The 24648-nt window shown below is 31.0% G+C and carries 16 protein-coding genes; 3 read left to right on the top strand and 13 right to left on the bottom strand.

Annotated elements, in window-relative coordinates; translation table 11 throughout:
* Nucleotides 1-48: 48 nt before the first annotated feature.
* The 6 genes from SJY24_RS02405 to SJY24_RS02380 form a co-directional block, all read right to left on the bottom strand.
* Nucleotides 49-762, bottom strand: coding sequence for a Crp/Fnr family transcriptional regulator (locus SJY24_RS02405; RefSeq protein ID WP_377863625.1), 714 nt, complete (start codon nt 760-762; stop codon nt 49-51).
* A 351-nt stretch (nt 763-1113) separates the two neighbouring features.
* Nucleotides 1114-1278: a rubredoxin gene (rd, locus tag SJY24_RS02400; RefSeq protein WP_078204124.1), complete on the bottom strand. Its 165-nt coding sequence runs from the start codon at nt 1276-1278 to the stop codon at nt 1114-1116.
* A gap of 25 nt (nt 1279-1303) precedes the next feature.
* Entirely contained in the window at nt 1304-2518 is a 1215-nt protein-coding gene (locus SJY24_RS02395) for an NAD(P)/FAD-dependent oxidoreductase (protein ID WP_377863623.1), read from the bottom strand.
* Between the two features lie 21 nt (nt 2519-2539).
* On the bottom strand, nt 2540-3775 hold the full coding sequence (locus tag SJY24_RS02390) for an FprA family A-type flavoprotein (protein ID WP_078204122.1): 1236 nt from the start codon (nt 3773-3775) through the stop codon (nt 2540-2542).
* 146 nt (nt 3776-3921) lie between these two features.
* Complete coding sequence (locus tag SJY24_RS02385) at nt 3922-4629, bottom strand: class I SAM-dependent methyltransferase (protein WP_377863622.1); 708 nt, start codon at nt 4627-4629, stop codon at nt 3922-3924.
* A gap of 123 nt (nt 4630-4752) precedes the next feature.
* Entirely contained in the window at nt 4753-5478 is a 726-nt protein-coding gene (locus SJY24_RS02380) for a YwiC-like family protein (protein WP_377863620.1), read from the bottom strand.
* 518 nt (nt 5479-5996) lie between these two features.
* Between SJY24_RS02380 and SJY24_RS02375 the strand changes: the two genes are divergently transcribed.
* Nucleotides 5997-7862, top strand: coding sequence for an anaerobic ribonucleoside triphosphate reductase (locus SJY24_RS02375; protein WP_377863619.1), 1866 nt, complete (start codon nt 5997-5999; stop codon nt 7860-7862).
* A complete protein-coding gene (gene nrdG, locus SJY24_RS02370; RefSeq protein ID WP_377863618.1) occupies nt 7859-8308 on the top strand; it encodes an anaerobic ribonucleoside-triphosphate reductase activating protein in 450 nt (149 codons plus the stop codon). The genes SJY24_RS02375 and nrdG overlap by 4 nt, the downstream gene beginning before the upstream one ends.
* A 159-nt stretch (nt 8309-8467) precedes the next feature.
* Here the strand turns inward: nrdG and SJY24_RS02365 are convergent, their stop codons facing one another.
* The 5 genes from SJY24_RS02365 to SJY24_RS02345 form a co-directional block, all read right to left on the bottom strand.
* Nucleotides 8468-9586: a TIGR04053 family radical SAM/SPASM domain-containing protein gene (locus SJY24_RS02365; RefSeq protein ID WP_377863617.1), complete on the bottom strand. Its 1119-nt coding sequence runs from the start codon at nt 9584-9586 to the stop codon at nt 8468-8470.
* A gap of 220 nt (nt 9587-9806) precedes the next feature.
* The gene (locus SJY24_RS02360) at nt 9807-9968 is read right to left on the bottom strand and encodes an aspartyl-phosphate phosphatase Spo0E family protein (protein ID WP_377863616.1); all 162 of its coding nucleotides are present in this window, start codon (nt 9966-9968) and stop codon (nt 9807-9809) included.
* A gap of 180 nt (nt 9969-10148) precedes the next feature.
* The gene (gene adhE, locus SJY24_RS02355; protein WP_377863638.1) at nt 10149-12746 is read right to left on the bottom strand and encodes a bifunctional acetaldehyde-CoA/alcohol dehydrogenase; all 2598 of its coding nucleotides are present in this window, start codon (nt 12744-12746) and stop codon (nt 10149-10151) included.
* Nucleotides 12747-12997: 251 nt separating this feature from the next.
* Entirely contained in the window at nt 12998-13306 is a 309-nt protein-coding gene (locus tag SJY24_RS02350) for a hypothetical protein (RefSeq protein WP_377863615.1), read from the bottom strand.
* Between the two features lie 1119 nt (nt 13307-14425).
* Nucleotides 14426-16117, bottom strand: coding sequence for a hypothetical protein (locus SJY24_RS02345; RefSeq protein ID WP_377863614.1), 1692 nt, complete (start codon nt 16115-16117; stop codon nt 14426-14428).
* A gap of 1102 nt (nt 16118-17219) precedes the next feature.
* On the opposite strand from SJY24_RS02345, the gene SJY24_RS02340 reads away from it, so the two are divergent.
* Nucleotides 17220-18887, top strand: a complete 1668-nt coding sequence (locus SJY24_RS02340) for a helix-turn-helix domain-containing protein (RefSeq protein ID WP_377863613.1) — start codon at nt 17220-17222, stop codon at nt 18885-18887.
* 70 nt (nt 18888-18957) lie between these two features.
* Here SJY24_RS02340 and SJY24_RS02335 read toward each other — a convergent pair whose 3' ends face one another.
* Both SJY24_RS02335 and SJY24_RS02330 read right to left on the bottom strand, forming a co-directional pair.
* Nucleotides 18958-19395 carry a hypothetical protein gene (locus tag SJY24_RS02335; protein WP_377863611.1) on the bottom strand — a complete coding sequence of 146 codons (438 nt, stop codon included), beginning with the start codon at nt 19393-19395 and terminating at the stop codon, nt 18958-18960.
* 1 nt (nt 19396) lies between these two features.
* On the bottom strand, nt 19397-20584 hold the full coding sequence (locus SJY24_RS02330) for a ParM/StbA family protein (protein WP_000157615.1): 1188 nt from the start codon (nt 20582-20584) through the stop codon (nt 19397-19399).
* Between the last annotated feature and the right edge of the window lie 4064 nt (nt 20585-24648).

Here is a 24648-nt window from a genome sequence, read left to right as displayed (position 1 = left end):
CAGAACGGCCATCTTACGCTTCTTTTTACACTGAGGAAGAGATTTCTGTCAGAGACTGATAAGTTTTCTAATAGCTAACTGATTTTTTATTATAATTTTCTTATTTCCAACGGAAGCCACAAGTCCTAAGCTTTCAAATTTATTCAATTTACGACTAATAGTCTCTCTTGTTACCCCTGCATAATTTGCCAATTCTTCTCGTGTCAATGGCAAGTTAATAAGTATTCCATCCTCAGTACTCCTACCATATTTATCACAAAACTCCAATAGTATATGAGCAATTCTAACTTCAGGATTGTTTGTTGCTAAATTTTGCACTAAATTCTCTATCTTAGCCAGACGTTTTGTTACAATTTTTAATAACTTCAATGCAATACTTGGATTCCGTTCCATTATATAATCCATATTTTCTTTTTTTAGCATACAGATATGAGTATCTTCTATAGCATATGCACTAAAATTACTCTTTTCATCATAATTAAATATATTTAATTCACAAAAGGATTCACCACTTGTTAAAATATGCAATATTTGCTCTTTCCCTTGAAGAGTTAATGTAGATAACTTTACCTGTCCACTATTAATAATAAATAATGTATCTGATTTATCTCCCTCAAGAATTAATGGCTGGCCTTTCTTAAACTTCCTATGTTTTGTCATTGAAGCTATATTACTAATTTCCTCTTCGGAAAGTGTCTTGAAAATTAGTACTTTTCTTGGGCAAAGCTCCTTTGATTTTTTATGATTATAATGATCGGTCATATTTTCTCACCTAACTTTAAATATAGAATAAAAAATATACTGGTACGTATGGTTATTATAGACCTTTTTATTAAATATATCAGTGACCCAAATCACAACTATATTTTTAAAAAAATAGTAATACAATATCTATATAAATATATTTTGAATATGTCATAGAAAATAGGGCCCTGAGGAGAAAGGGTGGCGTCAGGGCCCTATCGAGGGTACCGAGAATGGCTGAATCGGTATAACTATATGTTACACAATTATTATAGATTTTTTTAAGAATATCTCTGTGACCAGAATCACATTCAATAATAAAAAAAAAACAATGAGAATACTGCGCAGTATTCTCATTGTTTTTTTTTATTATTCATCTATTGGTGCAAAATGATTTTTATCTTCTCCGCAAACAGGACAAACCCAATCCTCTGGTAAATCCTCGAAACTTGTTCCTGGTTCTATATCCTCATCTGGATCTCCTACCTCCGGGTTATAAATATATCCACATGGTACACAAATGTATTTTTTCATGATGTCCTCTCCTTTTTATACAGCATTATATTTTCTCCTTTAACTTGCTCATTATTTCACTTATATTTGTATTTAATAAATCTATTCCTTCTAATGATACTTGCTTTTCAATCGCAGTTTTGTAAGGAATAGATGCAGTAACTCCTTCTAATGAAATTACACCCACTATTTTATTATCCTTAATAAATAACCTTGTATACTTCTCCTTATCGTCTTCTTCAACAATTGTTGCATCACACTGCTCCTCATTAACAAATCCAATTGAAAATAAAGATACATTGAATGCGTTAAAAATAGTAGTTGGAATTTCTTTTTTATAAATAGCAGTTTTGGATACCATGTTACTACCAGCTACTCTTCCTTGTTCCAAGGCAGTCCCCCATAAACCTTCAATCTCATCATTCACTTCTGCAACATCTCCCGCAGCATATACGGATTCTATATTTGTTCTCATCTTCTCATCCACAACAATACCTCTATTTAATTTAATAGCAGTATCATGTACAAGTTTGGTGTTAGGAGTAATGCCTATTGAGTAGACAATGCTATCACAATTGATTTGATTATTTCCGTTCATCTTTATGCCAGTTACTGTTTCTTCCCCGAGAATAGAATCAATAGAAGCATTTAAATACACCTTCACTCCTTCACTTTCAATTTTTTGTTTTAAGAGAAGCGAAGATTTTGTGTCTAATTGTCTTCTCATTAATAAAGGAGCCACTTCTACAATGGATACCTTTTTACCAGCTTTCAGAATAGACCAAGCTGTTTCTATCCCTTGTACACCACCACCAATGGTCACAATACTCTCTTTGTCTTCTAAATATTCTTTAAGCTTATCTGCCTCTTGCATGTCCCTAATAGTAAAAATATTTTTTTTATTAGTTCCATTTATCTTTAATCTTCTATTATTTGCTCCTGTACAAATTAATAGTTTATGATAAGAAAATTCTTCTTTATTTAATGTAATAATAAATTGCTCATTGGTATCAATTTTTACCACCTTTGTATTTGTAAAAACTGATATGTGATTATCTTGATACCACTTTTGCTTTTTAATTAACACTTTTTCACTGTGTAAATCTGAATACAAATCCTTTGATAATTTAATTCTTCTGTAAGGTAGTGATGGCTCTTCACCAAAAATGAATATATTTGACTCTTTATCATACTCTCTTATAGTTTTAGCAGCATTTACAGCGGCTACACCACTCCCAATAATAATAAAATTCTTTTCCATGTTTTCACCTCCATTTCTCTATTAAATAGAACTCAATAATAAATCTGTAACAAATGTTGTTGCATGTTGGATTTTCTTTACTTTTCCCTCATCTTTTGGAGAGAATCTAATCCGAATAGGAAATTCAACATGAGTCATACCTGTAGATTTGATAACTTTTGATGTGCTTTGTACATTCATGTTTGTTTCATTGAGGTAATCTTGTATCACCTCAATTGCCTCTCCACTCCAACCATATGAACCGAATGAAGCTGCAATTTTCCCTTCTAAGTTCATTTCTGTCATTTCTTTTAAAATTTCTTCTAAATTACCAATCATATCTGCATATCTAGTTGAAGATCCTATGAAGACTGCATCTGCTTCTTGAATACTCTTTAAAACTTCTAATTTTTTTGATTTATCAGCGTTAAATACTGTTACATGAATATTATCTGCTTCTAAAGTTTCTTTAATAATATTTGCTACTTTTTTTGTATTATTTTTAATTGTTGTATACACAATTGTTACTTTCTTATCTTGATTTGTATCCCTACTCATATTTGCATATAAATTAATATACTTCTGTATATCTTGACGTAAAATGTAGCCATGAGATGGTGCAATCATTTGTATATCTAAATCTTTTAGAGCTTCTATTAATGTTCTTACATATCTTCTATGTGGATGGATAATGGCATTATAATAGCCAATAAAGTCTTCTGTAATATCTACATTCGCTTTATCACTGAAAATCTCGTCATTTGCTATATGAGTACTAAAAATATCACAAGGAAATAAAATTTTATCCTCTACACAGTAGGTAATCATTGTTTCTTCCGTATGAAGATATGGCGTTTCTTTAAATTTCAATGTTTTTCCACCAATATCTAATGTATCACCGTCTTTTACTATTAAAAACTTTCGATTATGCAGCTTATACATCTCTTGTATTTCTGGTACTGCAATTTCTGTACATACAATCGTTGCATTAGTAGCTCTTGATGCTAATGCTGCCAATCCCCCTGAATGGTCGGGTTCTGTATGATTCACTACGATATACTGAATTTCTTGTGGATCAATTAGTTTACTTAAAGATTCTACAAATTCTCTTCCAAACTCTATATCAACTGTATCAATCACTGTTGGCTTTTCTGTTTTTAGCAAATACGCGTTATAAGTTGTTCCTTTTGCTAAGATCAAACGATGGAATGGAACTTCTCTATTATCAACTTTCCCTATCCAATATATATCTTTAGTTAACTTAATTTCTTTGCTCATATAACTCGATTCCTCCTCAATCAGATCTGATTTACAACTGAATTATATAAACCTTTTTATAATTAAAAGAGGACTAGAATCACATTTTAAAAAAATTAATAAAAAAACACCTGAGTAACAGCGTTCTACTCAGGTGTTTTTTAAATTTATTTTGTTGCTACAATTACTAGAGCCGGACCATCAAGTGAATATATTTTTTTATCAAAATTAGCGTAAGTTTCTACTGAATCGAAACCACAATCTATTAATATCGGAAGTAATTGTTTTTTTGTAATTGGATATAACTCTATACTATTTGAGAATTCTTCACCACCTGTATTTAATGTTACAGTAAATAGCACTTTTTTTCTCTCTATTGCATAATCTCGTTTGAATGAGAAATGTTTTTTCTTAATTACTGGAAATATGAACTGTTTTTGATTTAATACTTTTTCATAGTTTACAATTTGAATTATTAACTTTCCATTTTTCTTAAGTTTTTTAAAAGAACTTTGAATAAAATCAATAATTTCCTGTACGTTGTCTAAATGAACCAACGTATTTCCAATACAATAAATACCATCAAATATCCCAGATACCTCGTCTATTTGCTGCATTCTAAGTGTATTTACATACAGCTTCCCCTTATGTGGTATAGCTTTCTCAGAAATTTTATCAGCCATTTTCTTCTCTGGCTCCATTGCAGTGACAATCATTCCTTTTTCAACTAATGCATTAGCCACATTCCCTGTTGCCGCACCTACATCAATTACGGAGTCTCCCTCTTGTAAATAAGAAGCAATAAAATTCAATTGTTTTTCATTTTCCGGAAATATTTCATCATAATACGGCATTAATTTTTCGTAAAAAGTCATTATCTATACAATCCTTTCTACATTCAGTATTGGGGCAAATATTAATGTAATAATTTATTTGAATTAATTCTAAATATATCAATATATTTCTATACCAGAAACAATATGCTACTTTATTAGCCTTTACGAGATAAAATATTTAAATACTATTATTGTTGTAATAAAAACGTAAATAGCATTTATACTCTCTAAAATCCCAACTTTTAAAATTGAAATATTTCTTCCATAAAGTACTATAGACCGTAGCAAACTTGGGATAAAAATAATGGTAATCGATGGTGATAAAATAAACGTAACAATCACAAGTAATAAATGGTACCACCATGACACAATGCGATACGTTGGATTCTTTTTTTCACGAATCATTGTTTTTACATAAAACGTACTCCCTATAAAATATAAAAATGATATAGTCGCTATTATCAATATATTTTTATCGACTGTTTTCATTGTAAAGTAATAACTAATAATTCCCCCTATACAAAACAAAATAATTGCACATACATCATTTAATAAAGCTCGTTCATTTTTTTTGCTAGAAAAATAAATGTTTATACAAAAAACCGGGAGCATAATAATAGAAAAGTACACTATACGCCATTCATAACTAAGAGCAATAGCCGTACATATACAAGCCTCGCCAAAATAAAGAAGAAAATAATATAAATAATATTTCTTTCGCGGCTGTTTTACATACATTAATAAGGGGTACGTAGCTAAATACACAAAAAACCACGCTAAAAAAAGAGGTATATGATACCAAGTCCATTTACCAGTTAAAATGCCTAAAAAAAATGGAATGGGCAGCATAGCCCAGGCCCCATGCTGCCTTGGAATAATTAACTTCATTCTTCCACACCTCATATTTAATTTTTTATCAAAATTTTACTTAAGAATGATAATCAGTAGCATATATAGCATTACATTTATAGATAAATACCTTTACCAGTGAGAGAATCCCCCACTGGTAATCATACTCCACCAATCCAGGGCATACCCGTCCCGAATAGTAAAATAAAATGAATTTCTCATACTCACTCTTCTCTTATAAGATAATCTATGTTTTAAAAAATTACTGTGAGTGAAATCACTGCATTCTATTTTTATACCTTTTATTTTATAAATTGAAACTTTCTTCAGTGCGTTTTTTTATATCTATTAGTACCCCTACTATTTGTAGCCTAAAATAAGAAAATCTATATCTATACATTTTTTAATAGGCAAGCTACCACGAAAAATGTATAGATTCAGTCTCTTTTAAAAAGAAAGGATTATATACATCTTATATTAGTAGCATTGCACAACAAAACTATATGTAGTATTATTTATCAATGATAAACACTATATGTGGAATTGGAGTGAGTTTAATGAACCCCTCAAACAAAGTAAAAAAACAAAAAAATACCTTATGGACAACTTTTCATAGAATTGTACAGAGTAATGATCAAGATTTAATGCAAGAAAACGCAAATGTTGATGGTCGATCCCCAATGGGAATGATGGGAACATTTGCATCAGAGAGCGCAAAACTTTATGTAAGGGAACATTTGCTTTCTAAACAAGTAAAAGAAGCAATTGATCAAAACATTTTATATCCACATGATTTAGATTTTTATGCAACAGGAACGACCACGTGTTCACAAATCCCTTTAGCACAATTGCTTAAAAATGGTTTCCACACTGGGCATGGTCATATGAGACAACCACAAGATATTAAAAGTGCATTAGCACTCTCGTCTATTATTCTTCAAGCCAATCAAAATATGCAGCATGGAGGGCAATCTCTTGCCATGTTTGATATAGATTTAGCCCCCTATGTGAGGAAAACATTTGAAAAGAATAAGAAAAAGCTAAGTGACTACCCGTTAACAAAGGAACAAATCGAGGTGTTTGCATGGAAAGAAACAGAAAACGATACATATCAAGCATGTGAAGCATTTATTCATAATTCCAATAGCATGCATAGCCGTGGTGGTGGGCAAGTTCCATTTATTTCAATTAACTACGGTACGGACACATCAAAAGAAGGAAGGCTATTAATTAAGCAATTACTACGGGCGACACAAGCGGGATTAGGAAAAAGCGAAACGCCTATTTTCCCTATTCAAATCTTTAAGTTAAAAAAAGGCGTGAATTTTGAAGAAAAAGATCCAAATTATGATTTATTTGAACTTGCGTTAGAAACAACAGCAAAACGATTGTTTCCTAACTTTTCATTTTTAGATGCGCCATTTAACGCAGCGTATTATAATGGGAACCCTGAAAGTGAAGTATGTTATATGGGATGTCGTACCCGTGTGATGTCTAATATTCATGGTGATGAAACAGCAATTGGAAGAGGAAATTTATCATTTACATCTATTAATTTAGTAAAATTAGCTTTAATAAATAATTCAAAAGAGGAATTTTTTAATTCATTAAACCATTATATCAACCTTGGCATTCGTCAATTGCTAGACAGATATTCGTATCAATGTACAAAAAAAGCCAGAGATTTTCAATTCCTATATTCACAAGGGATTTGGCGCAATGGTGAAAAACTACAACCAGAAGATTCAGTTACTGAGATTTTAAAGCAAGGAACATTGAGCCTTGGTTTTATTGGACTTGCGGAATGCTTGGTTGCCTTAACAGGAAAACACCATGGGGGAGATAAAGATTCATGGCGACTTGGAAAAGAAATTGTTACATTTATGAGAAAAAAGATGGATCAAGCAACAGAAGAGCATCGCTTGAATTTCACCTTAATTGCAACTCCCGCTGAAGGGCTATCAGGGAAGTTTATCAAAAAAGATCGCGCTGAATTTGGAACTATTACAGGTGTAACCGATCATGATTACTATACAAATTCATTTCATATTCCAGTTTATTATCCTATTCAAGCAATTAATAAAATCCGCTTAGAGGGACCATTTCATGCTCTTTGCAACGGCGGTCATATTACGTATATTGAACTAGATGGGGCGGCAGCACATAATCAAATGGCTTTAAAACAAATTGTTCAAGCAATGGCAAAGTATGAAGTAGGATATGGTTCAATTAATCATCCGGTGGATCGTTGTAAATGTTGTAACTATAATGGGGTTATTGAAAATGAGTGCCCTAGCTGTGGAAATATAGAAGATCATCATATTGAAAGAATTCGTCGTATTACTGGATATCTTGTGGGGGACATGTCAAAATGGAACAATGCAAAGCGTAGTGAAGAAGCAGATCGTGTGAAACATAAATGAGGGTAATGAATATTATTCATGATAGTGTAGTAGATGGTGAAGGGCTACGGACAGTTGTGTTTTTTGCCGGTTGCCCGCATCATTGTTTAGGTTGCCATAACCCCAAATCATGGAATCTTTATAATGGTACCGAGATGAGTGTGAAAGAAATTATAAAAGAAATTTCCAAAAATCCTCTAACTGATGTAACATTTTCAGGTGGTGATCCATTTTTTCAAGCCATCGAGGTCAAAGAAGTTGCAAAAGCTGTGAAAAGTTTAAACAAAAATCTCTGGATTTACACTGGTTATACACTAGAAGAGATACAAAATTCACAAAACAATGATATGATTGAGTTGTTACATTATGGAGATGTTTTAGTTGATGGAAGATTTGAAATCAAAAAAAGAGATTTGACACTTCCTTTTCGTGGAAGTTCAAATCAACGTATTATACGACTAAGATAATTACAATATAGCTTTAATTAAATATAAATTTCTTACTCTTTTTCGATTGTTAGTCATCACTAATCAAATATTTATGAGCAGATACTTTCTGCTCATTTTTTATTAATATATGCAATAAAAAAATTTCATACGAACAGGGTATAAAAAAAGTGTTCATGCTCAATTCTTACACTTTTTTTGCAATGCTTTTGGAACATATACACAAAAAGGTTCGCTTTCCATGTAATCCCCCGTCATCGCAAATGCCCTAGAACGGGATCCCCCACAAACATATCGAAACTCACAAACACCGCACTTTCCTTTATACTTGTCCGGATTACGAAGGTTTTGAAAAACAGGGGAGTTTCGATAAATTTCAGCTATCGGTGTTGATCTAATATTCCCGGTTTTAATCGGCAATAGCCCGCTTGGATATACATCTCCAATATGAGAAATAAATACAACTCCATTTCCATCATTCACTCCTTTTGGGGCGCGTCCAAATCCATTAATTCCGCCCGTCATCCCTTTCATCAGTACATCCCTATATTGAATAATTTGATCTATTTTTTTAATTCCCTTCATTTTTTGTTGAAGAACAACGCGTCTATAGTGCTGAGCAGCTGTGGTTTTAATATCAAAAGAAACTGTTCTGCTCAGCTGATATAGCCAGCGGAACACTCTTTCATGTTGAATTGGTGAAATCATATCTTTCTCCTTACCACGTCCTGTTGGAACTAAGAAAAATACACTCCACAACACACAACCTAATTCTTCTACTAAAATTGCCATATCTTTAAGTACACTCAAATTATAATTTGAAACAACTGTATTAATTTGAATAGGGAGTTTTAATTCGTTTAAATAATGAATCGCATCCATTGTTAATTTAAATGACCCTTCTCCTCCTCTAAAATGATCGTGTACTTCAGCTGTTGGTCCATCTATACTAAATGCCCATCTAGCAACCCCAACCTCTTTTGCTTTTTTAATCGCTTCTTTAGTAACCTTGGGAGTGGCACTGGGCGTCATAGATACCCGAATACCTTTCTTCACCGCGTATTCCGCAATATCATATATATCTGAACGCATTAATGGATCCCCACCAGTAAAAACCAGCATTGGATTATTCATTTCATATATATCATCAATTAGTTTTTTTCCTTCTTCTAATGTTAACTCAAAAGGGTCACGATAATGCTGAGCTTCAGCACGACAATGAAGACATTTTAATTCACATGCTCTTGTTAACTCCCATATTACAATAAATGGGTTTTTATTATAATCATGATTTTTCAAAAAGAAAACCTCCCATCAACTTACATACTATAGTGTAAAATTATATGAGCATTTATGTTGTGAGATTTATCACGCATAAGGTGCTTGAAAATAAAAAATCCCTCACCAAAATAGATGAAATTGAGATAAAAAAGCGCTCCCCTATAAATAGGAGAGCGCTTTTTTATTTAAAATATATCTAAAATAATTTTATTTAATTTCTTTTTTATATAAATTTTATTTATTTATTATTTCTATTAGATTTCATCAAATCATATAGTAATAAATCTAATTCTCTACTATAACAAAGCACCTTTTCATGGGTGGATCCATACTGCTTAACAAGCGATATTAATTCACCTTTTTTTTCAATTACTTGATCTAACTTCTTACAATTAGACATAGTTTTTGTACACTCCCTTCTTACCTACATACAGGTCATCTAGGCAGCATTTTTGTTAGATGTTCTATTTAGAACACAGCTGTTTATAAGATTTATTTCCCCTTAACACCCATATACAATAAATTTACAAATATCAAATACAAAATCTATGAACTAAAAAAGTTATATCTACTTAACTTATTACACACCTTTATATGCTTGTTTATATACTTCTTTTAATTCTGAAATTAATGGGAGTTTCGGATTTGCTGGTGTACATTGATCTTCAAATGCTCTTTCCGATAAGACATCCACAACATTTTCAAATGCTTCTTGTTTTACCCCTTGTCCTGCAATGCTCATATTAATATTCAATTCTTTTCCAAGGCTGATAATTGCTTGTACAAGAGATTCCACACCTTCTTCTACAGTACTTGCTGGCAGCCCCAATGTTCTTGCAATATGTGCATAACGTTCATCTGCCACAAAATGCTCATATTTTGGGAACAATGCATGTTTTCTCGGCTTAATAGCATTATATCGAATTACATGCGGCATTAAGATTGCGTTAGCGCGTCCATGTGGAATGTGAAATTCTGGTCCAAGCTTATGCGCCAAACTATGATTAATACCAAGAAATGCATTTGCAAAAGCCATACCTGCAATTGCAGAAGCATTATGCATTTTCTCACGTGCTTCTTCATCATTTCCATTTTTATATGCTCTCGGTAAATATTTAAATACTAGATCAATAGCTTTTAAGGCCAATCCATCTGTATAGTCATTTGCCATAATAGACACGTATGCTTCAACCGCATGTGTTAACACATCCATTCCAGTGTCTGCTGTTACATGAGGTGGCACTGTCATTACAAACTGTGGATCAATAATCGCTACATCTGGTGTTAATTCATAATCAGCAAGTGGATATTTTATATTATTTTTTTTATCTGTAATAACCGCGAATGGTGTCACTTCTGACCCCGTTCCTGATGTTGTTGGAATCGCAACAAATTGTGCTTTTTGCCCTAGTGTTGGAAATTTACATGTACGTTTTCTAATATCTAAAAACTTTTGTTTGATTCCAAAGAATTTTGTTTCTGGGTATTCATAAAATAGCCACATTCCTTTTGCTGCATCCATTGCTGAACCTCCGCCCAATGCAATAATTACATCAGGTTTGAAACTTCTCATCATCTCAGCACCCTTGAAAACTGTTTCATCTGATGGATCTGGTTCTACCTCTGAGAAAACACCTACTTTTACATCATTTAAATGTTGTTGTAAGTAATGTGTAACTGTATCCACATATCCTAGTTCTACCATTCCTGGATCCGTTACAATGAATGCTCGTGAAATGTTTGGCATCTTAGCTAAATACTGTGTCGCATGTTTTTCAAAAAAAACCTTAGGCGGTAATTTGAACCATTGCATGTTATTTTTTCTACTTGCCAAACGCTTTATATTTATTAAATGTGTAGCTGTTACGTTTTGAGAAACAGAATTCTTACCGTATGATCCACACCCTAATGTTAAAGATGGAATAAATGCGTTATAAATATCACCAATTCCACCTTGAGATGACGGTGAGTTTACAATAAGACGACAAGCTTTCATTCTTAATCCAAATTGTTTTTGTACTTCTTTATTTGTGGAATGGATAACCGCTGAATGCCCTAAACCACCCAGATTTAACATTTCCTCACAGTATTTAAATCCTTCCTCACGTGAACTTGCTTTAATACAAGCTAATACTGGACTCAATTTTTCACGTGATAGTGGATATTCTGCACCCACTCCCTTAATTTCAGCTACAAGTATTTTTGTATCCTCTGGTACCTTAATCCCTACTAATGATGCAATATAGTGTGCTGATTTCCCAACGATATCACTATTTACCGCACATGTATTTTCATTAATAACAAGCTTCTCTAATTTTATTCTCTCTTCTTCTGTAACAAAATAACAATTGTTGTCTTGCATTTCTTTTTTTACACCATTATAGATTTCTTTATCTACAATGATTGCTTGCTCAGAAGCACAAATCATACCATTATCAAATGTTTTTGATAAAATTAAATCATTTACAGCTCGTTTTACATGTGCTGACTTCTCTAAATAACAAGGTACATTCCCAGGTCCTACTCCTAAGGCCGGTTTCCCTGTAGAATATGCTGATTTCACCATACCAGCACCTCCTGTTGCAAGAACAAGTGCAACCCCCTCATGGTTCATTAATCTTTTTGTTGCCTCAACAGAAGGTTTTTCGATCCATTGAATGCAATTCTCCGGTGCCCCTGCCTTAATTGCAGCATCTCTTAAAATTTTAGCCGCTGCAACAGAGCATTTCTGAGCAGATGGATGAAAAGCAAATATAATTGGGTTTCTTGTTTTCATTGCAATAATTGCTTTAAACATAGTAGTTGAAGTAGGATTCGTTACTGGTGTCACACCAGCAACTACACCCACGGGTTCGGCAATTTCAATAACTTCTTCATGTGGATCTTCATGGATAATTCCTACAGTCTTATCTTTTTTTATGCTATGCCAAATATATTCAGTCGCAAATATATTTTTTGTACATTTATCCTCATACACACCTCGACCAGTTTCCTCAACCGCCATTTTTGCTAATGGCATATGTTGATCTAATCCAGATAGTGCCATTTCATGAACAATATGATCTACTTGCTCTTGCGTATAAGATTCTAGCGCTTTTAGTGCTTCTTTTCCATTTTCAACTAAAGTATTAACAACTTCTTGTACTTCTTTTTCATCTTTAATTCCTACGTTGACCATTGCTTGTACTTCTTTTTCATCTGTCTTGTTTGTCATATTAAAGCCTCCAGATCACTATAAAAATAGATTTAAAATGTTGGAACTTATTGTTATTGTCTTGCATATTAAGTAAAAGCTCAAATCATGTGAAGTGTTTCACAAATAATAATGTGAAATTTTCAACTACTCCTACTATACATGAAATGACTAATTTTTTTTGTGTATTTTTTGTGAAGTATTTCACAAATATTTATAATAATTCTAATCAATAATTACTTATTTACACAATCAATATATACAATTACATTCTCAGTTGTATTATTTCTCAATTCAATGTATACCTCAGCATTAAAATACAATATTTGTTGATGTCTTAATATCTCGATTTCATTATCAATTATAACCATTGTTTCACCAAAAACCGCATACATACATATATCCTTGTTCAAATATTTTGGTATAACAACACTACCTGATGGGTTAATAAAGAAAAATGTTGAAAATGTATTTTCAGTTTTATTAATAATTGTTTTGAACACCTCATCATTTAATCCCATAGGTGTTACATTTTTTAATTGCATAAGTATCACTCCTATTCATGTATAAAAAATTAAATAAAGTATAATAAATATATAATCTATTTTTACAAACTTATAGCTATGATCTCGACTTTGCCTATAAGTTTATAACTATTAAATCCCTAAGGCAACAGCAATTCATCTCATTGTAAAGGGATATTAAGTTGTTATAGTACGTAAATCTCTTTGTTGTGGTAACGCTACTAAAGAAGATATCTAACACTTATATGTAATTTATCTATTATTATTCAATGTGTATAGTAGTTAAAACTTTTTATTAATAAATTTTTAAAATAATAGTATATATAATACAAATAATTTTTTTATTTAAAAATATATTTGTTGTCCCCATCCTATCTGAAATATTTCTCCGTATCTTAAAATCTTATATAAATATATATCTTATATATATTAAAAATATAAAGATAAAACTTATATAGGTTCATAAAATATAGAATAAAGCTTGCTATGACAATGTTTTTAACATTCCCTACTGTAAAAAATCATAAATGGTATGTAATGGGAGTGTAAAAATAGACTTTGTTGTACTATCCTTTCTACATAAAATCATAAAATAATACTACCATTCCTACATAAAAAATGAAGAAAAATAATTCAGAAATAAGTATATTTATTCATTTATAAATAAGAAGATATTCTCGATATTTATCCCCAATTTGTAGTCAGCTGTACACAATCTATACACATTGATCATTATTTAATCCACTTAATTCAGTTATTCATATTTAATCACATAAAACTTGATGAATTTTAGTAGATTTATTTATAGAATCCTTATATAGCAACAATAGTATGATACTTTTATTCACAATTGATACTTTTTATAAACATATCCACTCAAAATATAATTTTTCTTATGATTTTATGTAGAGTAAATGCTCTATTTGTATAGGAATTGGATGTATTTTCAAGTTACTATTGTGGAAATTAAGAATGATGAATAACATTTATTGTATAGAAGTGCATAAAAAAAGATTCTATTTTCGATAGAATCTTTTAGAAAAGTATATAAATGTATCTAATAGAAAGACTGTGAATGATAGAGCCAACACGAATAGCCCTCTACTTTGATTTTTTTCAAATATAGAGAGCTGAAAATGATTACATTTCTTCCATTACTTCTAATACCTGTTCAGTTGATGTTACTTGAATTCCAGCACGTATCAGCTGTTCCAAGGCACGTATAAAGGTAATTAAATTTATGCTACCAGGTACTTCAATTACCCGTAGCTTTTCTTTTGGCAATTTATCTATCTTTTCAATGAACAATTCACGTACATCACTAGGAATAAAGCGTTCTTTATGTCCTTTTATTTTTAGAAGTTCACGCATTTCTATCTCTAAAGCCATATAAGCATTTAAATTTGCACCTTGTTCATAAGCGTATTTTCTAAATAATGTTTCTTCTTGATATCTTAGATAATTACGATGGTAAGATTCCTCTGTAACAGGTACGGCAAATTTGTACTTTAATAACTCAAATGTTTTACGGAACAGCTTCTTGATACTTCGGCGAGAGTACATAGAGAAATGCAATCCGAAATCAAATAGAGCTTGTTCCTTTTGTTTTGCTGGGATGTGCTGTGTAATAAGAGGATAAATCCCTTCTTTAGCTGCGGTATCAAGAATATGATACTGTGATGTTTGATTTAGTAATTTTTTCAGCGTATATACTAACTTACTTGGATATTTTTCAGTGCGATCAATCATGTCACGCAAACTATGTATTACACTACGAATTTGTCGATGACAGGTATTTTTAAGAACATGAATAAATTTATTCATGTCTCGTGTAAATTCCCCAATATGCATTTCTTGTAGTGTAGATTCAATAAATCGAGCTTTACGGGCATACGTAACTTTTGGAGTAAAAGGATCACGATACTGTAGTTCTCCTGATTCTTTTCCACATAAGAAGTCTGAATGAATAGATAAAAATAAAGTCGTGTATTTTTTCTTGTTTTGAACCCCTTTTTGTAGTTTACAGATTTTGAATAGTGGAGTCCCTGTACAAGACAATACAGTGGTTAGTTCTTTCATAACTGCACGAATTTGATGTGGATACTTCTTATGTAAAAAGCGGTACATCCCACCAAAGTGAGTCTTATTACCCCTTTCATCCTGTTTGTCTAAAGAACGTTTTAATGTAGTTTCTCTATGCTGTTGCATAGCAATATCTAAGAATAGCTTCTTAGATGCTACTGAAAGTTCAAAGAAAGCCTTTGTAAAGACTACAGGACTAATGTAAACATAAGGATTTGCTTTTTCTGTTTCTTCATTCATAAAATGAGTTATTTTAATTGTGTATCGACTATCTAATTCATTTTCAATCGTAATAATGTTATGTAGGCTTAATTTTTTTAATGCAATATAGAATTGAGAATGCTGTATACATGCCAATTCTTCTTTGTATTGCTTATAGTCTTCCCAAAGCATATGTACTGTTACGTTTGGAATAATACCATTCGTATAGCATTTTTTATGTAGGTAAAGGAATACTTCAAGATCTGCATTTGTAATACCGTACAATTTATGTTTTCTTCCCATTGTCTTTGAAATAGTATGACGTGAAAAAGATGGCTGTGCTTGTGCAACAAATCCATCGATATCCGCAATACGTTCTTCATACGACATTTGATTAATAATATCTTCAAGGTATGTATCTTTATAGCTATAGTATTTTCCTTCCAATGCATCAACAAGTGCTTGCCAAGATTTTAATGTTACTATAACTGCATTAGTAGATTGTCCATTTAGACTACGTTGATTACGAATAACAAATGATTTGCTCATCTTTTTCACCTCCTATACAAATTAAAATATACATATCCGTACAATATAAAATATACCGATTTTAATTATAGCAAATCAAAATTTGATGAAATGGGCCCCTTTAAGAGCAAACATGAAAAAATGAAATGTACGTTAATCCCTTTCATATCAAGGGGTTTCAAGTTTTGTTCTATTTTTTTTATGGACATGATATCACTATGGATTTTCATGTTCTGAATAAACAAGAAAATGAGCTGTAAACTGCTAATAAACGTTGTTCTAATGGGATTGGAAGCTTATTTTCACAAAATTATAAGGGACATGATAGGGCTGTGAATTTTCGTATTTCTATTTATTAGAATTTAAATGAAAATCGTTAATAAACATTGATATTAAAGGAAATTATATGAAATTTGCTGCTAATAAAAGGAACGTGATACCGCTAGGAGTGTTTCATCTTTTCAGATATAAAGGGACATGATACCGCTATGAATTTTCATGTTCTATAATTCCCTGAAATTTGAGAAGATGTTGTATAAATGTATGGTATATAAGGGATTTAAGTGGATTTATGGAACAAGAAAGGGACATGATACCGCTATAAATTTTCTTGTTTCATACCTTGAATATAGAAGAAACCCTTTTGTATCAAGGATAGAAAGGATTACGAAAAAATATATAGTTTAATTTCATGAAACATTTAAGGCCGGATTTTTTTCATGTTTTAGTCAAAAGGGACATGATATCGCTATGAATTTTCACTTTGTATGCAAAATTTAATGAGTTTTACCATATATAGAACGAAACTGTTAAAACATGAATAACCTAGCTTTTTCATGTTTAGTCAAAAGGGACATGATATCGCAAAAGAATTTCATGTTTCAGCTAATCCCTTGAAAAATATTAGGTTTCTTATAACGTCTTACCTTTTCCAAATGGATACAGTCTTGTATAATCAGTAAAAGAGGTGGTTATAAGCATACGTGCTAGATTATCACTAAGGGATGGTTGGATAGAACTTACTGTATTCTTTTTTATTTTCATGAATAGGAACATCATAAGGCTATATAGATTTAAGTTTAAATCATTCTCAATTGTAAATTAAATAAGGAGAAGGATGTATATGGATAATGTTCTACAATTGTTTAAAGATGCATTAGTAATATCAGCACCTATCTATAAACATAATGAACAATTGTGGTATAAATGGAATGCTTATTACTTAGAAGTTAAAGAAGATACTAGTAGGATTGTAACTTCGGACTATTTTTCCCCATCATTTTCAATGCTTGTACAGTGGCTTGAACAGCAGCAAAAAAAGGGAATCTCCTCTTTGGAAATATTCACTAACATAGAAACTTACCAAATTGAAATTGATGTGGCGATAGGATTATTTGTGGAGCAAGAGTTTTCAAGAGCTAACAATGAAACCTTGCAGCAACTAAAGGAATCTAATACAGGTTTAGAGCAAGAGAATTATTATGAAGTAAATAATTCTGCGGTTTATTATAAATTAAGAGATGGTATAGCAAAGAATCAATTTGAAGAAGATGAAAATACAAAGTTGAAATCTTATCCAATTGAAACGAAAGATAGTAGTGGAGTTGCACAACTTTCTTCACATAAAGATGAAGATTTAAGATTAATAAATATTGAAGAAGCCGCTCGTTGGAATACATTGGTTGATGGTGTAATGAGTAATATGGATGATTTAACTGCTGATTGTCTAGATGCAATTACTATCCAATGGTTAAATGAGGCAAAGTCCCCTGATGAATTCATAGACTTTTCATATAATCAGGTATTAGAAATGTGTAGCATACCTAAAGCAAAGGCAAATAACACAGAATATTATCGAGCAGAAGATAAAATAAAGGTTGCTAAACGTATTGCTGCCTTAGCAAGTATTTTTATCTATTTAAATGATGATAATGAGGTAGTTGTATTAAATGATCGAGCTGAAGCAGGTAAACATTATGAAGTAAAGCGAGAAGTTATTAAGAGGCTTTTTGTATTAGATTCTGTGGTACTCTGGAGAGATAATAACACTAACGAATATATGGGGATAGAATCTTGCAGGATTAAGCCAGGGAGCTTCCTATCAAGTTATTTATATGGTTCTAGTAGTACAACGGCACTGTTATCAAAAAAAGCGTTGGAATATAATAGTTATAGACATAAATATCATAAGAGATTGATTCGTTATTTAACTTGGCAATGGAGAATTCGTCAAATGTTCTCTAGTTTAAAAAGGCCTTACTCTATAGGAGGAGATAAGGGATTACTGGCAGTCATGGGTGTAAATCAAAATCAAAAGCCAAATCGTATTCGTGAACAGTTAGAAAATGTTCTTATTGATTTAGAGAAGGAAAAGGTAATATCACATTGGGAGTACAGTGAAGATTTAAAAGAGGAAATGTTAACAAAGAAGAATTGGTTTAAGAACTATTATGCTCAGTTAGGTATAATAATTTTACCGCCGAAAGAATTAATGAATTCAATAGAAAAAATAGTGAAGAAAAAAACAGTAGATATCATACAAGAAGAGTCTCCTGTGAAAATAGAAAATAACAATTTAGATGTTGATGAGTATGAAAATTCAATTAGAGAAAAAATATCATTCTTCCATATGAATAAAAATATTACAATGCGAGAACTTTCAAAAGAAATAGGTATATCACAACCTACCCTTTCTAGGTTCTATAATAAGAAAACAAAACGCCTTTCAGGCACGGCTAAAGATAAATTAAATCAGTGGTATAAAAGACAAATTATTATTGATAAGATGTAGAAAAAGCTTGAATCCATGGTAAAAAAGAGTCCCTAAAATAGGGACTCTTTTTTACCATGGATTCATAACGCTAGTTACCAAATAAATTGGCTGTATCCAGGTCTTCATATTCATCTTTTAGTACCGCTTTTTCAGTTGTTGATTCATTTTCTATATGTGTATTTTTAGAAGTAGAATTTTTTTCAAGAGATGAGACTATTTTATTTTGATTTGCTGCCTCTTCTTCAATTGCTTGGTTTTCTTTTTGAATAGTAAGATTTGAATTATTTAATAGTATACGCTTAACATCATTTAAAAAGTCTTTATCTTGAAGTAAAATTTCTTTTTGCATTTGTTGCTGTATCTTATAGTCAGCCACGTCTTGTAATCCGTGTTTATCAATAAAATAGCATACAAGTTTATATAAAGAATCGGCTATATTGCTTTGTGACTCGAACCATTTAAAGAATTCTTCATTCTCAATCTTCTTGAGGTTCCAGAAGAAGGACTCTCTTTTTTTGTCGGACATACTATTTCACCTTTTTTCGAGAAAGAATTTTCTTGATAATTTGCATCCCCTTAGCATTCATATCTACAGCGTATTTCTCCGGAATCCACAATAAGTACATTCCAACTCGCTCACAATACTCTAATAATTGATTATATAATTCATCTTTAAAAGTAATACTTCCCCCACCATACACACATAAAACTTCAGCCTCACTGGCTGTATTGTTTACATATTTTTCATCTGTATCTTCTAGGATTAGTTCTGCTTGTTCCACTTTTGTAATATTAAAGTGTGTTGTTGCTTCTTCATGGTATTTATGATCTATATCTTGAAGAATTTGAGAGAATTGTTGGCGTTTAATGTTTGTACCACGTTCTTGATTTAATAATTTTACAGCTTCTTCTGTAGCATGACCGACACCGCGTCTTTCACCGCTACAAGCATCAATTACTGGATTTACGCCCACTGTGTATATATACTCAGTTGTTCCGTCCCCAATATCAGAATGTAAAATCTTTTTGTTTTTAAAGAAAGAGCCGTCAATTTTTTTGATTTCAAGTTTTTTTGCATATAGTTTAGTGAAATCAGTAAACATCTCCTCTTCCCCTTCAAGAATTGCAAATAACGGAGGAACACCCTCTTGTGTAATGTTTGCACTATTAAATGTTAAGCTAACCGTTACCTGCTCTTCTCCTACATAAACCACTACAACATGATTTGAATTAGTAAATCGTTGTTCTAAATGTTTAGCGTTTACGGGTGTCCATTGGCTTGCTGGGATAGCTGAAATAAGGTCGACAGTCACATTGATTGATTGTGGTAGTTCTTCTGTGCGTTCCCATTCAAGTTGAACTGATTTGTTTGCAATTAATCCTAGCATATTAATTAGAGGCAAATCATCATTGTATTTTTGACCTACTTTAATGTTCATGTTTTTAGGATTTTTCCCTGTTAACATCGCTCGATTACCAATGAAATACATTCCGGATCTTCGAATTGATTTACTAGCAATATTCACGAACATATTATCTACTAAATTAACTACGTTTTTTTGGATGTTTGTCTCAGTAACATTAGGCATTGAGTAAACACTTTGATATACATTTTTCATTTTTATGTATTCACCATTGATGTAACCTTTAAACGAATCGTTCCCAATATCACCTTCTATGTCTATATGAAGAGTTTTACCTTTTAAACTTGCCATTATACATCACCTCTAGGAATTTTATTTCTAATTTATATCTAATAAATATATTATAACCTATAAAACCTCTAGCGACAAGGATTTTATAAGATTCGCGAAGATAAAATATAATTAAAATATAAAATAAATATAATTTAGATATAAAATGGATATTAAGCCGAAGTGTTAGAGGTGTTTTTTGGCGGTCTTGATATTTTATATATTAAAGATTTATTTTAGATATATTTTAAATATATTTGGGGTATATAAAATATGTTGATGGCGGAAGGAATACGTTTGTCGAAGATATCTTTTGAAATATCAAGTTATTTCTGTAATTTATGGATAGACTATTGATGATATATTTCGGGAATCTAAAGAATATCTAGTGGAATGAGGTATACATTTTAAGCTAGAGAAAGAAAATTAGAATGCAAACCAGATTAATTGCGAATATGACTTATACATACTTAAATAGTAAGAGTGGTTAGCCAAATAAACGTTATAAAAGTGTTATTTCGGTGTTTGACATTGTGTGAACGCTAGGCGTTTTTAATGCGTTAAATCCCTTCAAATCAACAATCCTAATGTTATTTATAAACAAATGGCTAATAAAGGAAATGAGATTGGAAGATTAGATGTTTTTGGGTGTAATAACGCATTGAAAGACGGTTTTAAATGGGGATCCTTATTATATAAGTATGTTTTTGGCTATTTTAATGATAGCTATAACAAAAAATACGAAAAAAGTAGTATGCCAATTAACCATCTACATATCAAGTGTAATATATAGAATAAAAAATACCTTGAGTATGTATTTTTGTTGTATATTTTCTATTTGCATCTGTAGCACTCCTTTAAAAGAATAGAGAATCTATGAAATTTGATTTGAATATTAAAATTCAACAGGATTAATTACAGATGCATATATTTGCTAAACAAACGTTATTATGGTGTTTATGTGGCGAACTTAGCAGATGAACACTATGCGTTTTTAAAGCGTTAAACATTGTAATAGCAGTGTTTAAAGTTAATTTTAAAGAAAAAATAGTTTGCGAAATGATAAAACCTATAAATTTTATTTTCGAGTTCGATATAGAAAAGTAGTTTGGTATATGTTGTAAAGAATTTCAATTTAAATATTTCTATATAAATAATGAGATAGATATCAAAGTAGTTTCTATATACTTGCTTAGATCATAGTAGCAATATAAAGCTATGCCTAAAAGTTGTTTTTAGGGAATCCATTGGTAACATACTTAAAAAAGTAAAACTTCTTTCTGAAGTACTAATATAATAAGATTTTGGATTGGGTATATATTTAGGGTGTTGTTCGCCTTGCGTACTTGTACTGTTTTTTAGTAGGAAGGTAGTAATTGATTCTCCGTGAACGCTATGCGTTCACGGAGAATCAATTATACTAATCGCAGGAATGCTGGTTTAAAGTTTAAAAGTAAGATATTTAAATAGACAATGAATAACCTGTATTGCTCTTATTTTAATTTTGAAATTAACTCTAAATTTGTATGGTAAGATACCAAATTCTTTAACAAAAATTTTATATCATCGTATATTCTTCTCGGAGTACATATTTAAGTTTCTTAAGTTGAAGTAAATGCAAAAGTCTTATTTATAAACGTTTTAGAAGTGTTATTTAGGCGTTGTTATTTGGTGTTGGGGCGTTCTTGAATCAATTTTTAGTGGCATATGTATATAGTAATTAATTCGATGTTTTTGATTGGTAGAGCAGAAGCCTTGGCTAAGAGATAATATGATTACAATTTAATAGGAGATTCTTTTCTTAAACATATGAAGATCTGGAGTATCAACCTTAGTTCGGAGAGGAGTACGGTAGACGTAGGCATATGTTTTTTTGAAATGAATGACTCTAGTCCAAACAAAATAAAATCTTCCACAAGAAACAAACGAATGGAAATATCGTTATAATAGGTGATCAAACAAAAATATCTATAGTAGAACGTAGTTTGCGAAGGTCATGATTTAGTACAACTGTTAGACGGTATATAAAAGAATTAATAAAAGCTGGTACTTCTGTTGTAAATGATATGTGATTAGGAATTAAAGAATTTTTCTATTTATAAAAAAACTAAATTTGCTCGGACATTAGAAATTAGCTAGCAAAAGCAAGGTGTATTCTTTTTAGAAGAACGAAGGATTCTTCGAACTAGCATATGTAGCATAAAGAAGGCATTAATTTTTAAGTATCTTAGATACAATTTTCAAGAATGTTGGAACTAAAGCAAAATGGAATGTGGAGAAAGTTATAGTTGTATCAGATCCAGTGCTTATAATCACTCATTTTAAAGGTTTTGCGAATAAATTTCTTATTTTTATGGTATATATCATAATAGATATATTAATCTAGGATTAACTTAAAAAACAAATCAATTTATTTCTTAGCTTTACAATATAATTATAAAGAAATAGAAAGATTGTGTAATAGGGATTTATGAATGGAATGAAAATCACTATCATACATTGCGGGTTTCATGAACGTTATAAAAACGGTCATGTTGCTATCAAAATATATTTTTAACACTACTAACTATTTTTTTGTATAGGATGTATTTAATATGAGAATACTATTAATATTGAACTACGCCCACTTAACAATGTTGCGACCCATTTAATTTATTAGATTACGGCTTTATCTTGGATTTCTTAATTTCGTCAAGTGTGGGACGATAGAACGTTGAATGTTTTACAATTGCAATGAGTTTTCTGCAACCAACATTCTAATAAAAAAGTAATCTGTACAAGTATATGGTAACAAGACAATCTGTATGCATCGCCCACCTTCATATTTTTGAGGAAGAAGTACTTTGTAATAATTTTGAGAATACTACTTTTAAGCAACTATGTTTTTAAATGATGTCACCAAATCGAAGACGTTACAAATTAAAATTATTAAACTTAACTTTAATCTATAAAGGTTAAGTGGATATTTTAAGGAATCAGGATTCTTTTACAATTCAAACGTTATCGAAGTGTTATTTTAGTGATAATTTTCACGTGAACGCTATCCGTTATTTTACCGACTAACCCTTTAACTACAACGTTAGGAGTTGTTTAAAGTGCGTTACTCATAACAGGCGTATCAATTAATAAAATAAGTATTTAAATGATGTTGTGTTCCATTTAAATGATAAAAGCAATCTAAAATATATAAGGTGTTCTATAATTAGTACTGAATATTATAACAACAATTCCAACTAAATGAAGTAAAATTATATCGTATTAAATTCTTTAAACAGGAAACAACTTGCTAGAAGCAAAGAATAATCTTCCAAGGGCATATTTTAAAAAATGCCCAAAGTTTTGCCGTGTTATAGATGTTAATGAGAGTGTCCTTCTTATAACACACATTATTACAAAGGTATTAGCACAAGTTTGAATCATAAAAACGAAGTGGTTCATTTATAAAGCATAGAAATTACGAAAATAGTCACCTAACAAACTAAGAAGTTTACTTAGTGGATCTTGCGCCTTAAACATTCTTACAGACTGTTTAAGGCGCAAGATGTTTAATACGATAGGAAGAAATAAAACAGATGAGCGCTTGAGAAACGTTAATTTAACGCTTTGCGAAATGTGAGCGCATAGCGTTTACAAGAAATTCCCTTCATTAATATAATACGTTAAGATATATTTACATCTAAACGTATTATGTGATTTTAGGATAGATATGTTTTATTAAACAGTGTTCATAAGACTTATAAATTAGTAATAATGAATGCTGCGATTGTATAATGCTTTTTTATTATTACAGATCTTAAGATTTATCTTAATTGAATGCTACACTTCATATAACAAATACAATCTGACAAATATATTAAAGTAGGCTGGAGATATATGGAGTATCTTTTGAATCCATAAGAAAGGACAAAAAAATATGTAGTTGTGGTTGTGCTGAAATTGTCTTCAACTTAAATGTTATCGAGTGTTATTTTAGTGATTTTTAATGTGAACGCTACCCGTTATTTCAGCGTCTATCCCTTTAATATCAATACTCTGAGTTGTTTTAAATGACGCAATTTATGCTAAAGTAATATATAAAAATGATA

Source organism: Bacillus sp. R86525, from assembly GCF_042466195.1.
GTDB classification, from domain to species: domain Bacteria; phylum Bacillota; class Bacilli; order Bacillales; family Bacillaceae_G; genus Bacillus_A; species Bacillus_A nitratireducens.
The sequence above is the reverse complement of the archived record's forward strand: the minus strand, read 5'-3'. Positions and strand labels throughout refer to the sequence as shown.

Excerpts from the sequence above, each read along its gene's own strand:
- SJY24_RS02405 (WP_377863625.1), bottom strand. The coding sequence starts at position 762 with ATGACCGATCATTATAATCATAAAAAATCAAAGGAGCTTTGCCCAAGA.
- rd (WP_078204124.1), bottom strand. The coding sequence starts at position 1,278 with ATGAAAAAATACATTTGTGTACCATGTGGATATATTTATAACCCGGAG.
- SJY24_RS02395 (WP_377863623.1), bottom strand. The coding sequence starts at position 2,518 with ATGGAAAAGAATTTTATTATTATTGGGAGTGGTGTAGCCGCTGTAAAT.
- SJY24_RS02390 (WP_078204122.1), bottom strand. The coding sequence starts at position 3,775 with ATGAGCAAAGAAATTAAGTTAACTAAAGATATATATTGGATAGGGAAA.
- SJY24_RS02385 (WP_377863622.1), bottom strand. The coding sequence starts at position 4,629 with ATGACTTTTTACGAAAAATTAATGCCGTATTATGATGAAATATTTCCG.
- SJY24_RS02380 (WP_377863620.1), bottom strand. The coding sequence starts at position 5,478 with ATGAAGTTAATTATTCCAAGGCAGCATGGGGCCTGGGCTATGCTGCCC.
- SJY24_RS02375 (WP_377863619.1), top strand. The coding sequence starts at position 5,997 with ATGAACCCCTCAAACAAAGTAAAAAAACAAAAAAATACCTTATGGACA.
- nrdG (WP_377863618.1), top strand. The coding sequence starts at position 7,859 with ATGAGGGTAATGAATATTATTCATGATAGTGTAGTAGATGGTGAAGGG.
- SJY24_RS02360 (WP_377863616.1), bottom strand. The coding sequence starts at position 9,968 with ATGTCTAATTGTAAGAAGTTAGATCAAGTAATTGAAAAAAAAGGTGAA.
- adhE (WP_377863638.1), bottom strand. The coding sequence starts at position 12,746 with ATGGTCAACGTAGGAATTAAAGATGAAAAAGAAGTACAAGAAGTTGTT.
- SJY24_RS02350 (WP_377863615.1), bottom strand. The coding sequence starts at position 13,306 with ATGCAATTAAAAAATGTAACACCTATGGGATTAAATGATGAGGTGTTC.
- SJY24_RS02345 (WP_377863614.1), bottom strand. The coding sequence starts at position 16,117 with ATGAGCAAATCATTTGTTATTCGTAATCAACGTAGTCTAAATGGACAA.
- SJY24_RS02340 (WP_377863613.1), top strand. The coding sequence starts at position 17,220 with ATGGATAATGTTCTACAATTGTTTAAAGATGCATTAGTAATATCAGCA.
- SJY24_RS02335 (WP_377863611.1), bottom strand. The coding sequence starts at position 19,395 with ATGTCCGACAAAAAAAGAGAGTCCTTCTTCTGGAACCTCAAGAAGATT.
- SJY24_RS02330 (WP_000157615.1), bottom strand. The coding sequence starts at position 20,584 with ATGGCAAGTTTAAAAGGTAAAACTCTTCATATAGACATAGAAGGTGAT.